The following is a 15285-nucleotide window of genomic DNA, read 5'->3' on the forward strand; positions in this document are numbered from 1 at the left end:
TTTTTAGTATCCACTATATGGGGTTCACTTCACACAAAATTGTTTTTGTATAACTATGCTAAGACAATTTCTTAATCATTCTAATGTGATCTATCTCGGCTTCCTGAAAAATATCGCCTTCAGCGATGTACCCAAGATGATCGTAAAAATCTTTAATATATAACTGTGCATTTAAAACTAGGGTGTTAATACCCTTTGTTTTAGCATACGACTCTATCGCATCCATCAATGCCGTCCCAACACCGTGTTTCCGGTATTGTTTCAACGTTGCTACGCGACCTACTTTGTTATGATATAACCGTGCAGCCCCAACAATGGTGTCATCAATATATGCATTAAATAAGACACATTCATGATCCAATCCATCAAATTCAATTGCCCAATCAATCTCTTGCTCAATGATGAATACTTGCCCACGTATCATAAAGTGTTCAACCAATTCCTTCTGAGTGTTTGCTATAATTACCTTCATTTCATCACCTCATTGAAGTACCTCATACTATGTTTATTATACTGAATAATGTTTCAAAATGAAACGGAATGTGGTAAAATATTTCAAGAGGTGAGTATTATGTGGTACTACTATGTAGGTGGTATAGTCGTTGTATTAGCTATATTGATTTTTACGGTATTAGCAATACGATCAAAGACCCCCAAAAAACAACCAATGGATATCAATGCATTTACGGATATCCTTTCAAAATACAATGTTATGTCAATAGATTTTACACGCAATAAAATTGTTATCAAGTTTGATGATATAGACATTGTCGATCCCAATCAACTTCAAGAAGCCGGAGCAAAAGGGATCAGTATTGTTGGTGATGTAATTAAGTTTTATATCGATGGTACTCCAGAGGATAACCGGCTATTATTTGAACAACTGTCCAAAACTATAAAAAGGATGTGATCGTATGCATCGAGATTTTATCATTACAAATGAACAAGGTATTCATGCCCGACCCGCAACAAATCTTGTTCAAAAAGCCAATCAATTTAAATCAACTATTTCCCTTACCTTTAATGGGGTAACAACAGACTTGAAATCGATTATGGGAGTACTGAGCCTTGGTGTTACAAGAGGCTCATTAGTTAGTATCCATATTACGGGAGAAGACGAACTTGAAGCGATGCAAGAAATCACAAAACTTATAAACACAATTAATATGTAACATTACACAATATACAAGTGGGGGATACTTGCAGTTGCCTGGATGTGTTTACACGGATCATATGTAATTATTTCAAACACAAAAAAAGCGCAATTTTTTGCGCTTTTTATTATCTATAAGTCTATTACATCTTCAAAGTTCATATTGAACTTATTTTCTATGGATTTTTTGTAATCATCCAATTTTTTACTTTTCCCCTCAATGTATAACTGTAAAAGTGCTTTTTTCGCAGATTCAATTGCCCCAATCTTATCTTCAGTATCCCATTTTGCATACGCATTGATTAGAAAGAGAGAAGACAAGGCAAACGAGATTTCATTATTGAGACAAAACTCAATTCCTTGATTGGTGATTTCTATTGTTCTTTTGAATTTTTGTTGTCGTCCAAGAATCTGCCCTAAAACAAGATAAATACTGGGTAATAGTGTGGTATCCTGACCTAGAGGTAGATTATATTGTGATTCTGTTAACATTTTATACATTAACTCAGCAGGTTCATAATTATCAATTTTTGAACTGATTAAAATCATTTGAAATAGAATGTTTAGTTCAATGATATTAAAAGATTCATTATTCTGACATTCTGGATAATTTATCATTTTTGAATACAATTCAAGAACATGTACATCGGAAACCATATTAAGATTGTGCTGGATAAATAACATACAAAAATCAAAGAATAGTTTATTGTACTTTGACACGAAAATTGCTTCTCTTATATCTTTAGCCAACTTGTATGCATCATCGAACTTTCTTTGTTTTATTAGATTAAAGATGTTGTTTATTTGTTCAAGTTGACTATCAGATTTTTTAAGGAAAAGTAGATGTAAATCACTAATACTGTAGTTCAATCGATCAGCTATTTGAACTAATATATCATTTGGTATTGAGGTGTCTCCTCTTAAATACCTTTTGTATTGACTTAGAGAAATGATTCCATCACAGAGGTCTTCTCTAGACATGTTTCGGTCTAATCTTAAGCCATCAATAAATAGACCAAACTCACGTGCATTTGTAGACATTTGAAAAACACCTCCTAATGGGTCATATATGAACTTTATTTATCAAATAACATCTTATAGAATATAAGCAAGGAGTTGATATAATATGAAAAAAGCAATCGCAATCTTATTAGTTTTAGCAGCTATTATAACATCTGGTGGGGGAGTCAATGTATTTTCTGATGCTGGAGATGAATATGTAGATGATGTAACTGAATTGCTTCCAATCAGATACTAAAAATATTATACTATTTCATTCTACAACAGTTTAGTAAATTTTCATAGACGCATTACTAACAAAAAAATGAAAAACTATTGATTAAGAACGTATAAACTACAGTTTTTTGTTTTTTATTATGCAAAATTTTAAACAAATAGGAGGTTTTTAATATGACAGCTTTGCAAGAACTTACAATAGAATATGATGGAATGTTAGGTACCATTAAACAATATTCATGTGATCCATACGTAATGAGCTACTTAAATAAACTTAAAAATGCCATGGTAAATGAAGATTATTCAATGATACAAATTATGATCCAAAAACTTAATGAGTGGTATGAAGAAAATATTAATGCCATAGAAGAAAATCGTTGGGTAATAAATTTAGATTCCCATCATAAAACACAGAGACTTATTAAAGAGTTTATGTTTAAGTTTTCGAATTAAAAAAGAGACGATGTCTCTTTTTTATTTGAATTCAACTAAGTCTTGCTCAAGCAATTCAAACGTCTTGTAAATTGTTTTTTTGTAGCCTTCTTTTATACTATAGTTATCAGAAATGTTTAGCAGAGCAAACATTTTTTGGAGAGATGTTCTATATCTGTAATCATCATATAGCTTCTTTTCAGCAACGGCTTTGTAATAAAATAAATTTATCATAGGCAAAAAATTATCAGAGACTATGAAAGTATTTTGTGCTGATTGTAAAAGATTTAGTGCTTTTTCGTGCTCATCGACGATTCCTAGACATTTTGCAGTTATGATTCGAAAAGGAATTGTTGTATTATCGGTATTAGATCCATTATTTATTTCATTCTGCACAATTTTGTAGAAAAAATTGGCTATTCTATAATCTTTTTGTAAAGTAAGGTAGTTTACTAAATAAATCAAAGCCGATTTTTCAACAAATGTAAGTACATCTTTTTTAAGAACATTTGGATAATCAATCAAAAGTATAAGTTGTGTCGAAGCCTCATTGTAGGTTAATCTATCTTGTTTTACGGATAGAAGTAAGTTAACAAATTCATAGAATTTTTTATTTGTCTCATTGTCAAGATCTGTTTTTTCAATAGAACTGAATAATTCATATGCTATTTTCAGATCATCTACATATACTTTTCTGTAAATCTCTATTAATTTTTTATATAGTTCATCAGACGCTGAGTAAAAATTACCAAATAGTTGGGTTTCTGATAGTTCTAATCTCTCTAAGAACTGAATTAGAACATTACTATTGATAGTTGTTTCTCCTTTTATGAATCGGTAGTAGTGTCTAAGGGAGATGATTCCTTCAACAAGGTCTTCACGTGACATGTTGCGAGATAGTCGTAGTTGATCGATGAATTGAGCGAATTCATAGTTGTTCATAGCATACCTTCCTTCTTTTTTAGCGTTTGCGTCCTAAACCAATGCGGTTCATTAACTTGAAGAGTTTCTTTTGAGATACTTTGTATGCAGCATCTCGACCTTTGTCAAAGATGTCATCTAGTTCCTTGGAATTGATGAGTTCGTTGTATCTGTCTTGAATCGGTTTTAATTCTTGATAGATAAGTTCTCCTAAGTCATCTTTGAATTCCTTGTACCCTTTGTCAGCATACATCGCTTCGATTTCGTCAAATGATTTATTGCCAATCAATGAGTAAATCGTCATAAGATTTGATATACCAGGTCGTTTTTCGGGATCGTACGTAATCGTTCCAAGGGAATCGGTAACAGCTGAACGAATTCGTTTTTTAATGATGTGTTCCGGATCGAGTAAATTGATTCGGGATTTTTCATTGGCATCGGATTTGCTCATTTTTGCGGTTGGATCGGTGAGACTGTTTATTTTTGCACCAACTTCGGCAATGAGTGGTTCGGGTACGGTAAAGATATCGTTGTATTTGTTGTTGACACGTTGAGCGATGTCGCGAGTTAGTTCTAGATGTTGTTTCTGATCGCGTCCGACCGGAACAAAATCCGGATCGTACAGCAAAATATCGGCTGCCATTAATGTCGGATAAGTGAATAATCCAACGGTGACACCAGTTTCTTGTTTTTTGCTTTTGTCTTTGTACTGTGTCATTCGTTCGAGTTCACCAATGTAGGCATTGCATTGAAGTAAATATGCCATTTGCGCATGAGCGGGAACTTCAGATTGAATGAAAAGGTTCACGCGTTCGGGACGTAATCCGCAAGCAATGTATAGTGCGGCGAGTTCACGAATCAGTTTGCGTAACTCCTGTTTGTCTTTGTATACCGTGATTGCGTGTAAATCAGCGATAAAAATGAAAAATTCATAGTCCGGCAACTCATCTTGTAGTTTTACAAAGTTTTTCACACTTCCAAGATATGTTCCGATATTAAGGGATCCAGTCGGTTGGATTCCCGAGAGTATTCGTTTCATATTAATAGTCCTCCTTATAAAATAAAAAAGTTCGTCCTTGGTAAAGGACGAACTTGTAAGTCCGTGGTGCCACCTTTGTTCTAGAGTACTCTAGCACTTGGTACCATTAACGCTGGTTAACGGGTAGGATTAGTACCACTCATGGGTCCATTCCGATACGTTGTATTGTTTGGCTTTCACCATTCCAAACTCGCTAGGTATACAAGGGGTGTATCGTACTCTGTCCAGTCGTTGTGTTGATTGCTTTTATGATACAACAATTATTCCTTCAATGCAACCTCTAATTCATCCAATAAACTGTTTAAGCGGTTTACAACGGCAAAGAACGGATCTTTGGTTGTTAAATCAACGCCAGCTTTTTGAACTTGCATAACAGGATAATCATTACCACCGGATTTTAGTAGTTCGATGTGGTGTTTGATATTCGTTGGATCCTCTTTGACGAGTTCATATAATTTTAGTGACGCTGCAAAGCTGGTTGCATATTGATAGACGTAAAACGGTGTATGGAACAAGTGGGGGATGTATGCCCAAACATATTCTTTCCCGTTTTCTTCGGTAATATCGATATCATAGTACTGTTTGTATAAATCAACCATGATTTGCGATAATGCTTCGTGTGTAATTGGGGTTCCTTGTTCCGCTAACTCATGTGCTTTTAGTTCGTATGCAGCAAACAAGGTTTGGCGGTAGAAAGTACCGAGAATATCATCGATGGATTGTTGCAACAGCATGATTTTATCTTCTTTTGTCGTATTACTGTTTTGAATGAAATAATCTAGAAGATTGTGTTCGTTAAATGTTGATGCAATTTCTGCGACGAAAATGGTATAGTTTTGGGTTGCAACAGGTTGATTCTCACTGGAAAATTGAGAATGCATCGAGTGTCCGGCTTCGTGGGCAACTGTGAATACATAATTCAAGGTATCATCGTAGTTTAGCAAAATGAAAGGATGTTCGTTTACTGCACCCCAGCTGTAGGCTCCGGTTTGTTTTCCATCTTGTTCGTATACATCGACATAGCCATCTTCGAGTGCAGATTTTGCTTTGTCAATAAACTCTTGATCCAGGTGGTTAATAGATTTAAAGAAGATGTCTTTTGCTTCTTCATACGTGAACTTGGAGTTGCTTGAAGCAAGTGGCATGAAGCGATCATATGTATGATGTTTCTCTAGACCTAAGTAATCTTTGCGAAGATTGTAATATCGTTTGATGGGGTCGGTGTTGGACGTAGCAACTTCGACTAAATTGTGGTAGACATCTAGAGGGATGTTATTACCAAATAGATACGATTCCAAACTGGAAGAATAGTTGCGGTTTTTCATCCGTGCAATATTGCTTTGGAGAATCGTGTTGTAAATTTGAGCATAGGAGTTTTTGTGATCTTTGTATTGGCTGAAAATCGCTTCAAAGACTTTGCGTCGATCTTCTGGCGATTTCAGATCCGCGAGGTAGCTGCGGTAGTTTCCGCTGGTAATCACAACCTTCTCACCATCTTCAAGTTCTACTTCCTTCGGTTCGTTATCAGCAATGCTTAGTGCTGTATACACTTCACTACCTTTACTGGTTAACTGACTAAAGTTGGCGATGATGGATTCACTTTTTTGATCAAGTACATGTTCTTGGTTGCGGAATAGTTTCTCAATGGAGAATTTGTATTCATGCAATGTTTCATCTTGTTCAATAAACGAATCGATAGTATCTTTACCAATCCCAAGTAATTCCGGTGATTCAAACGCGGTTTTTTGACGTAATTTACTTAGTAAAAATTGCATTTTTTGAACTCTTGCGGCGTTTTCTGTGACTTTCTTGTTTAGGTCTGATTTTAGTGCTGCATATTGATAGACTTTGATTAATTTCGTACCGAGTTCCTTCTGATACGTATAGTATTCTTTGAAGGTTTTAAATTCATGTAGTTTTCCTTGGTAGGAGGCAAGTGTGTCGATTAATTGTTCGACATGATCGTACTCTTTTTGCCACTCTTCTAAGGTCTTATATAAGTTCTCTAATTTCCATTTCATGTGTAATTCCTCCTTACAACTTTCTATATTATACCATAATTGGAAATTATAAAAAAGAAAACGCTACCAAAAGATATATTTAGTATTGCAACTTATTTATAGTGTGTTATAATAAGAGTGCAAGGTTGGTTTCTTATAAAAATTATAAAAAAGAGGTGATACAACATGATTACTATTTATACTACTCCAAGTTGCTCTTCTTGTAGAAAAGCAAAAAAATGGTTTGAAGATCACCGTATTGAATATCGTGAAAAAAATATTTTCAATATTCAATTAACAAGAGACGACATTGTTGCTATGTTACGAAATACAGATAGTGGATTTGAAGATATTATTTCGACGCGTTCGAAAGTATTCCAAGAACAGAATCTTGATATCGACGACATGACAATGAGTGAACTTACAAACTTTATTATTAATAATCCGAGTGTATTACGTCGGCCTATCATTATCGAGGATCAAAAAATGCAAGTTGGTTACAACGAAGATGAGATCCGTACCTTTATTCCCCGCCGTTTACGGGAAATAATTATGTGTACAACCTGTGATAAAGGCGATGATTGTGATTATAAAAATGCACTAAATATCTACTTTGAAGAATTGCGTGATAAAGAACGAAGTGGAGTACATCAAAACTAGGTTAACTGAATGGTTAGCCTTTTTGTATTCCTAAAAAAGAAAGCGTTTACGAGGAGCCCAATTGGTTGTAATTTTTAACTAAACGATTTATAATATATGTGGAATTAAAAAAAATTAGGAGGAATTTTATAAATGGCTATTAAAGTTGCTATTAATGGATTTGGTCGTATTGGTCGCTTAGCTTTCCGATTAATGAACGAAGATCCAGATTTTGAAATCGTTGCATTAAACGATTTAACAGATGCAGAAACCCTTGCATACTTACTAAAATATGATACTGCTCAAGGTCGTTACAAGTCAGACAGCATCCATGTTGATGGAGATTCTATCGTTGTTGAAGGGAAACCCGTTAAAGTCTATGCACAACCAGATCCTGAGAACCTTCCATGGGGAGACTTAGGCGTTGAAGTTGTCTTAGAATGTACTGGATTCTTTACGACAAAAGACAAAGCTGAAAAACACATTAAAGCTGGAGCGAAAAAAGTCGTTATCAGTGCACCTGCAAAAGGCGATTTAAAAACCGTTGTATTTAACGTTAACCATGACATCTTAGACGGAACAGAAACCGTTGTAAGTGGAGCTTCTTGTACGACAAACTGCTTGGCACCAATCGCTCAAGTATTGGATGACAATTTTGGTGTTGTAAAAGGATTCATGACAACCGTGCATGCGTACACCAATGACCAAAACACATTGGATGCACCTCACAAAAAAGGAATTTTTGCACGTCGTGGACGCGCTGCAGCTGCGAACATCGTACCAACAAGTACCGGTGCAGCAGTAGCTGTTGGTAAAGTATTACCACAATTGAATGGAAAATTAGATGGAATCGCGTTGCGTGTTCCAACGCCAACAGGATCTTGTGTCGACTTAGTTGTTGAACTCGAAAAAGAAACAACCAAAGAAGAAATCAATGCTGCTGTCAAAGCTGCTGCAAATGAGTCTCTTGGTTATACTGAAGATCCAATCGTTTCCAGCGATACAATCGGAATGACATTTGGTACATTGTTTGATGCAAACATGACCAAAGTTATGACGGTTGATGGGAAACAACTAGTTAAAGTATTAACATGGTACGACAATGAAATGAGTTATACGGCTCAAATGATTCGCACCATGAAATTCTTAGCTGAAAACTTAAAAGACTAGTTCTTTATAAGACTTGCTGAAGCAAGTCTTTTTTTTAATTGAACCGTGAAACAAGTCTAATAATTATGACTATTTTTCAATATTGATATCAGCGATTTGTGATATAATAAAGACGGTGATTTTTATGGAATACATCCAAGGAATCGTAAAGGCGATCATCTTCCATAGTGAGGAAAACTCGTATACGATTATTAAAATCAAAGTAACCGATAGTTCCGAACAATTAAACTTGTTTGTTTTTGATGATACCGACTATGTTACAGTAACAGGATATTTTCCGGTACCAATGCGCGGGGAAGAAATTAAGTTCTTCGGAACATTCAAAGAACATAGTAAATATGGACTACAATACGTTGTTAAAAACTATGAGAAACTATCGGATACCTCGATTCCTGGTTTAATTGAATACCTATCGAGTGACCTTTTTAAAGGGGTTGGAATTAAAACCGCGGAACGAATTGTCAATCACCTTGGTAAAGATACAATTCAACAAGTATTGGATGATAAAAATGTCTTGGAAGGTGTCCCAAAATTATCATCTAAGTTGATAGATGTCATTCACCAGGGATTAATCGACAATAAAGCGGCAGAACATACACTAATTCAACTGTATGGATATGGTATTACACCAAAAATGGCGATAAAGATTTTTCAGTTTTATCAAAATGAGACAATCGCAATCATCCAACAAAATCCCTATCAACTGATTTATGATATTGAAGGGATTGGCTTTGAACGTGCGGATATCATTGCCAAAAGCCTAGGCTTTGAGGACGATCATCCCCTCCGTATTAAAGCCATGATCATGTATTTGTATCAATTGATGGGCATCAATTATGGTCATACATTCTTATACAAAGATCAGTTGTTAGACTACCTGGATTCTGCGCTCAATAAACGCCAATTTTTAGTCGAACGGGAAATAATTGAAACCTACCTCCAAGAACTGATAGATGAGAAGATACTATATATCGATGATGATGTTATAAAACTAGGTAGCATTCAATATGCAGAATCACAAATTATCTCACGTGTAAAACAAGCCATAAGTCAAGATGAGGATGAGGTTGATAAAAAAACGATTGATAACCTGATAAAACTGTTTGAATCTCGTGATGATATTGTATTTACTACGTTGCAGAAACAAGCCATTCATAAAGCCATTAGTAGTAATCTCTTTATACTAACTGGGGGACCAGGGACGGGTAAAACAACCGTTATCAATGCCATTGTTTTTGTATATGCGAAATATCATCAAATCCCAATTACATACAATGATCCATTGTTTGAGATTAAATTGATTGCGCCAACTGGTCGAGCGGCAAAACGAATGAATGAGGCAACCAACATCTATGCCGAAACAATTCATCGATTTTTGGGGTATGGATTTGACGGGAAATTTATTCATAATAAAGAAAATCTTGTTGATGCGGATGTCATCATCATCGATGAAGCATCGATGATTGATGTCTTTTTGGCATCACAGTTATTACAATCGATTCCCGATGATACCAAAATTATTATCGTTGGCGATGAAGACCAACTACCAAGTGTTGGTCCAGGACAAGTTCTAAAAGATTTAATCGATACAGATATGGTTGATTACGTCAAATTAAATACGATTCATCGTCAAGCAGAATCGTCTAAAATTATTGACCTTGCATATGATGTCAATCATGGACGAATTCCCCGTGACATGAACGATGTATTTGATGATCGGATGTTCGTTAGTGAACAAGTACCAAATTTTACCAATCGCTTGATAAGTAGTGTAACCTATCTTCAAAATCAAGGGTATGATTTAATTGAAGATATTCAAATTCTGATTCCAATGTATAAGGGTTCAACGGGAATCGATTATGTAAATAAAACGATTCAAGAGCAGTTTAATACCAACAATGAAAATACCTTGGAACACGGGGATCGTATTTTTAAGATTGGGGATAAAGTAATTCAGTTAACGAATCAAATCGAAGACCAGATTATGAATGGCGATCAAGGAATTGTTGTAGGAATCACTAGTGAGGATCAAGTCGTTGTTGATTTCTTTGGTAATGAAGTGGTTTATAAAAAAGGTGATTTGATTAATTTGAAACATGCGTATGCGATGAGCATTCATAAGTCTCAAGGTAGTGAATATAAAGTTGTGATTATGCCAGTATTTAAAACCTATTCGATTATGTTAAAACGAAAGTTGTTGTATACTGGAATTACCCGGGCGAAAGAAAAGCTGATTGTGATGGGTGATATCCGTGCATTTGAATATGGTGTTACACGAATTGAAGAGGAACGCCAAAGTACACTCAAGGATGATATTGTTGCTGTGGTATTAACGAAAGAAGAGGTTACGACGAAGGACATATCCTCGCTAGATATTCGCCATTTGGATTTACCATTTGATACCTTTGGAGAGAGTTTAGGAACGTTATCTCCCTATGATTTTATGGACGAAGAAAAAGAATAAGTATGGCTATAAAAAGGAGATAAACCATTTGCTATTTGAGTATAGATTGTGTATAATACAAATGAAATCAATGCGGAAGCCGAGTATAGAGTTTAACATCTTTAGAGAGTTCGTGGACGGTGCAAACGAACGATGACGATTCTAGAAGCTACTTCCAAGAGGTTCTAAACCAACCCGTATCTCTGCGTTAAAGAGTTGAGTGTCTACAATAGTAGAAATTAAGGTGGTACCACGGATATAATGTTCGTCCTTTGAATAAGGATGGACTTTTTTTTGAATAAGGAGTGATTTACGATGAAACAGCAAACAACCAATGAAATTCGCCAAATGTGGCTGGATTTCTTTAAAGACAAACATCACAAAGTAGAAGAAAGTGCTAGTTTAATACCTAATAACGATCCAACATTATTATGGATTAATGCAGGCGTCGCACCACTAAAAAAATATTTTGATGGTCGTGTCATTCCTAGTAATCCACGGATTGTGAATGCTCAGAAATGTATTCGTACCAATGATATTGACAATGTTGGCAAAACAGCACGGCATCAAACCTTTTTTGAAATGCTTGGAAATTTTAGCATCGGGGATTACTTCCGAGATGAAATCATTCCGTGGGCATACGAATTATTATTTGATGATGCATGGTATGGTTTTGCACAAGAGAACATCTATATTACCGTCTATCCCGATGATCAGGATACATATGATGCGTGGGTGAAAGCAGGAATTGCAGAAGATCATTTAATTCGTTGTGAGCATAATTTCTGGGAAATTGGTGAAGGACCATGTGGGCCTGATACAGAGATCTTTTACGACCGTGGTGAAGCATACGGGCCATTTGATTTATCGCTTGTTGAGCATGATATTGAAAACGATCGATTCATTGAAATCTGGAATATTGTATTTTCTCAGTTCAATGCAAAGAATGGTTTATCACGCGATGAGTATCCCGAGTTACCTTCTAAAAATATTGATACCGGAATGGGGCTTGAACGAATGGCGTGTGTCATTCAAGATGTCCCAACCAATTTTGAAACCGATACGTTTATGACCATTATTCATGGGATTGAACGGTATGCAAACCAACCATATAATGGTCAAATGTCCTACAAAGTCATCGCCGATCATGTCCGTACGGTAACCTTTGCGGTGAGTGATGGCGCAGTCTTGTCCAATGAAGGTCGAGGATATGTTCTTCGTCGTCTATTGCGTCGCGCAATCAAGCACGGAAAATCCCTTGGAATAAATCACCCATTCTTGTTTGAGTTGGTGGATGATGTAATTGCAGCAATGGGGGACTTCTATACATACTTAACAGACCAAAAACAATTGGTTCAGAAAGTTATTCGTTTGGAAGAAGAAAAATTCTTTGAAACATTGTCTCAAGGGGAGAAAATTCTCGACGAAATTATCACGACAAACGCATCAAAAACCTTATCTGGAGAACAAGCTTTTACGTTATATGACACGTATGGATTTCCACTTGAATTGACAATGGAAATGGCAGAAGAAGCTGGGTTTAGTGTGGATGTGGATGGATTCCATCATGAAATGAACAAACAAAAAGAACGGGCACGTAGTGCGCGTAAGAATCTCGTTTCAATGAACCATCAAAACGAAGCATTCATTAATTTTAAAGAGCAAGATGAATTTACAGGATATCACCACCTAAGAGAAGAAACAACCGTCCTTAAAGCGTTTGAAGAGGGAGTTGTGTTAGCACAAACTCCATTCTATGCAGAAAGTGGTGGCCAAGTGGCCGATCAAGGGGTACTTCGTACCGATGATCAAGAATACGTCGTACAGGATGTCCAAAAACTACCAAATGGACAATTTATTCATTTGTTAGATCATCATGATCTTCGTGATGGTGATCCGATTACAGCAATCGTTGATGAAGAAACCAGACGGTTAACGATGTACAATCATTCCGCCACACACTTATTGTTTGCTGCATTGCGTGAAGTAGTTGGAAGTCACGTTAGCCAGCAAGGTTCAAATGTAAGTAGTGAAGCCATGCGTTTTGACTTCAATAACTATGATAATCTAGACGATGACACATTACTTGAAATCGAACGTATCGTTAATCAACACATTCAAGAAGCCAAGGATGTCGATATTTCTGAGCAAACCATTGAGGATGCAAAAAACATGGGAGCAATTGCTGAATTTGGCGAAAAATACAGTGATAAAGTTCGTGTGGTCAACATGGGAACGACAATTGATTTGTGCGGTGGAACACATGTTGAAAATACCGGTGATATCGAGAAGTTTGCAATTGCATCAATCGAAAGCAAAGGATCCGGTATCTATCGGATTAGCGGTCATGCGAATGCATCAATTGACAATATTCGGCAACAGTTTGTAGGCTTCCATAAAGAAATGGATAAACTCGAAGAAAAAGCACACAAAATTGTTGAGGAAGCACATGGAAAAGGAATCGAGTTATCGTTTGAGTTCAAACGAAATAGTACGATTATTGGCAGTTATCAAGATGTTATTAATAAACGTAACGAGTTTGCAGAACTTGGTCAAATAGTACGGGATTTAGATAAAAAGTATCAAGAATTATCGAAACAGCAAACGATGGAAAATACCGATCAGTATCTCGCTCAGAAAGTTGGTAATACACTAGTGATTAAAACCCAGGATATCGATAAGAATAGCCTGCGTCCACTTGCCGATTCTCTGATGGATCATCTCACGGGAGGATTTGTCTTCATTGCCAATATCACTGGTGACAAAGTAACCTTTATTGCAAAGAGCCAGAATAAGAAACTACATGCTGGTCAAATTGCCAAACAGGCTGCAGTCATCTGTGGTGGAAATGGTGGTGGTCGACCCGATATGGCACAAGCTGGGGGGAAGGATATCACAAAAGTGGATGACGCCCTACATGCCGTGAAAGAGTTGATTCAATGAAAGTATTGGGTCTTGATTTAGGAAATCGTACGATTGGAATTGCGATTAGTGATAAACTTGGATTTTTAGCACGACCAGTTGAAACGTACCGTTTTGACGACCGTGATTTTCCAGCTGCAAAAAACTATATTGTGCAATTTGTCGAGGAGAGTCACATCACAGAGATTGTTTTGGGATACCCAAAAAATATGGATGGTTCTGTGGGTGAACAGGGGCAGATTAGTGAGCGATTCAAAAAGCTATTAGAGGATGAACTTGATATACCAATCATCTTATGGGATGAACGATTAACGTCAAAGATGGCTTCCTCGATGATGAAGGAACAAAAACTGCAACGAAAAAAACGAAAACAAACGATCGATACCATGGCAGCAACGATTATTTTGCAAGGGTATCTCGATCGTAGAAAGTAGGAATAAAATGGATGATAAACGATTGTTTATACAAGATGAACAAGGGAACGAAGTGGAATATGAAATTATATTGACGTTCACCAGTACTGAAACCAACATCAACTATGTTGTCTACAAAGAACTAGGAGAAACCGATGAAGTTCTCGCTGCACGTTACGAAGAGACTGATGATATGGGTGGGACACTACTCGAACTTGAAACCGATGAGGAATATGACATGATTCAAGAAGTGATTGATTCCTTTTTCACAGAGGACGAGGAATAAGTCCTTGTCGATTCCTTATGTAACAAAACTAAATCCAAAAGAAACCAACCCAATATTGGTTTTTTTACGCACGTACGCAAATGAACATGATATACCGATAATAACCGAAGATGGAATTCGTTTCTTACACCAAATATTACAATTAAAACAGGCGAAGAAAGTCTTGGAAATCGGTAGTGCTATCGGTTATAGTGCGATTGCAATGGCGTTGAAAAACGATGTACAGGTGTGGACCATTGAGCGTGAAGCAGACATGGTAGAACAAGCGAAACGAAACATCAAGCATGCAGGTTTAGAGAACCAAATAACCATTATTGAAGCCGATGCATTAGAGATCGATGAAACAACGCTTCCCTCTGTCGATGTAATCTTTATCGATGGTGCAAAAGCACAATCAGCGCGGTTCTTCAGCAAGTTTCAAAACTTGCTACCGGTGGGTGGAGTAATTGTCACCGATAATCTGTTATTTCATGGCTTAGTTCACGGCGATACAACCGGTAAAAGTCGTAATTTAATACGTTTGGTAGAAAAAATCGATGATTTCAATCATTTTCTAATTGAACAAGAGCAGTTTGACACCGTCATATACGAACTTGGTGATGGTATGAGTGTCAGTATCAAAAAGGAGTGA

At 36.3% G+C, this 15285-nt stretch carries 16 protein-coding genes and 2 other annotated features; of the genes, 11 read left to right on the top strand and 5 right to left on the bottom strand.

Annotated elements, in window-relative coordinates:
• Positions 1-58: 58 nt before the first annotated feature.
• Positions 59-472, bottom strand: a complete 414-nt coding sequence (locus tag G4Z02_RS07550; RefSeq protein ID WP_258877402.1) for a GNAT family N-acetyltransferase — start codon at positions 470-472, stop codon at positions 59-61.
• A 99-nt stretch (positions 473-571) separates the two neighbouring features.
• Here G4Z02_RS07550 and G4Z02_RS07555 point away from each other — a divergent pair, with 99 nt between their 5' ends.
• Positions 572-910, top strand: a complete 339-nt coding sequence (locus tag G4Z02_RS07555) for a hypothetical protein (RefSeq protein WP_258877403.1) — start codon at positions 572-574, stop codon at positions 908-910.
• A 4-nt stretch (positions 911-914) separates the two neighbouring features.
• A complete protein-coding gene (locus tag G4Z02_RS07560; protein WP_258877404.1) occupies positions 915-1172 on the top strand; it encodes an HPr family phosphocarrier protein in 258 nt (85 codons plus the stop codon).
• A 113-nt stretch (positions 1173-1285) separates the two neighbouring features.
• Here the strand turns inward: G4Z02_RS07560 and G4Z02_RS07565 are convergent, their stop codons facing one another.
• The gene (locus G4Z02_RS07565) at positions 1286-2194 is read right to left on the bottom strand and encodes a helix-turn-helix domain-containing protein (RefSeq protein ID WP_258877405.1); all 909 of its coding nucleotides are present in this window, start codon (positions 2192-2194) and stop codon (positions 1286-1288) included.
• An 85-nt stretch (positions 2195-2279) separates the two neighbouring features.
• On the opposite strand from G4Z02_RS07565, the gene G4Z02_RS07570 reads away from it, so the two are divergent.
• Together G4Z02_RS07570 and G4Z02_RS07575 are read left to right on the top strand one after the other, a co-directional pair.
• Positions 2280-2411: a hypothetical protein gene (locus G4Z02_RS07570; RefSeq protein ID WP_258877406.1), complete on the top strand. Its 132-nt coding sequence runs from the start codon at positions 2280-2282 to the stop codon at positions 2409-2411.
• Between the two features lie 152 nt (positions 2412-2563).
• Complete coding sequence (locus tag G4Z02_RS07575; protein ID WP_258877407.1) at positions 2564-2842, top strand: hypothetical protein; 279 nt, start codon at positions 2564-2566, stop codon at positions 2840-2842.
• Between the two features lie 21 nt (positions 2843-2863).
• Here the strand turns inward: G4Z02_RS07575 and G4Z02_RS07580 are convergent, their stop codons facing one another.
• From G4Z02_RS07580 to pepF, 3 genes are all read right to left on the bottom strand, one after another.
• Positions 2864-3763 (bottom strand): helix-turn-helix domain-containing protein, encoded by a 900-nt coding sequence (locus G4Z02_RS07580; RefSeq protein WP_258877408.1) that lies wholly within the window; start codon positions 3761-3763, stop codon positions 2864-2866.
• Between the two features lie 19 nt (positions 3764-3782).
• The gene (gene trpS / locus G4Z02_RS07585) at positions 3783-4781 is read right to left on the bottom strand and encodes a tryptophan--tRNA ligase (RefSeq protein WP_258877409.1); all 999 of its coding nucleotides are present in this window, start codon (positions 4779-4781) and stop codon (positions 3783-3785) included.
• A 40-nt stretch (positions 4782-4821) separates the two neighbouring features.
• Positions 4822-5022: a binding site (T-box leader), on the bottom strand.
• A gap of 19 nt (positions 5023-5041) precedes the next feature.
• On the bottom strand, positions 5042-6802 hold the full coding sequence (pepF, locus tag G4Z02_RS07590; RefSeq protein ID WP_258877410.1) for an oligoendopeptidase F: 1761 nt from the start codon (positions 6800-6802) through the stop codon (positions 5042-5044).
• Between the two features lie 165 nt (positions 6803-6967).
• Here pepF and spx point away from each other — a divergent pair, with 165 nt between their 5' ends.
• From spx to G4Z02_RS07625, 7 genes are all read left to right on the top strand, one after another.
• Positions 6968-7441 (top strand): transcriptional regulator Spx, encoded by a 474-nt coding sequence (gene spx / locus G4Z02_RS07595; protein ID WP_258877411.1) that lies wholly within the window; start codon positions 6968-6970, stop codon positions 7439-7441.
• 132 nt (positions 7442-7573) lie between these two features.
• Entirely contained in the window at positions 7574-8590 is a 1017-nt protein-coding gene (gap, locus tag G4Z02_RS07600) for a type I glyceraldehyde-3-phosphate dehydrogenase (protein ID WP_258877412.1), read from the top strand.
• Positions 8591-8714: 124 nt separating this feature from the next.
• Positions 8715-11054 (top strand): SF1B family DNA helicase RecD2, encoded by a 2340-nt coding sequence (gene recD2 / locus G4Z02_RS07605; protein WP_258877413.1) that lies wholly within the window; start codon positions 8715-8717, stop codon positions 11052-11054.
• A 61-nt stretch (positions 11055-11115) separates the two neighbouring features.
• Positions 11116-11309 (top strand) — a binding site (T-box leader).
• Positions 11310-11348: 39 nt separating this feature from the next.
• Complete coding sequence (alaS, locus tag G4Z02_RS07610; RefSeq protein WP_258877414.1) at positions 11349-13976, top strand: alanine--tRNA ligase; 2628 nt, start codon at positions 11349-11351, stop codon at positions 13974-13976.
• Entirely contained in the window at positions 13973-14389 is a 417-nt protein-coding gene (ruvX, locus tag G4Z02_RS07615) for a Holliday junction resolvase RuvX (RefSeq protein WP_258877415.1), read from the top strand. Before alaS ends, ruvX begins: the two co-directional genes overlap by 4 nt.
• 7 nt (positions 14390-14396) lie before the next feature.
• Entirely contained in the window at positions 14397-14654 is a 258-nt protein-coding gene (locus G4Z02_RS07620) for a DUF1292 domain-containing protein (protein WP_258877416.1), read from the top strand.
• A 4-nt stretch (positions 14655-14658) separates the two neighbouring features.
• On the top strand, positions 14659-15285 hold the full coding sequence (locus tag G4Z02_RS07625; RefSeq protein WP_258877417.1) for an O-methyltransferase: 627 nt from the start codon (positions 14659-14661) through the stop codon (positions 15283-15285).

Source organism: Candidatus Xianfuyuplasma coldseepsis, assembly GCF_014023125.1.
Classification (GTDB): domain Bacteria; phylum Bacillota_I; class Bacilli_A; order Izemoplasmatales; family Izemoplasmataceae; genus Xianfuyuplasma; species Xianfuyuplasma coldseepsis.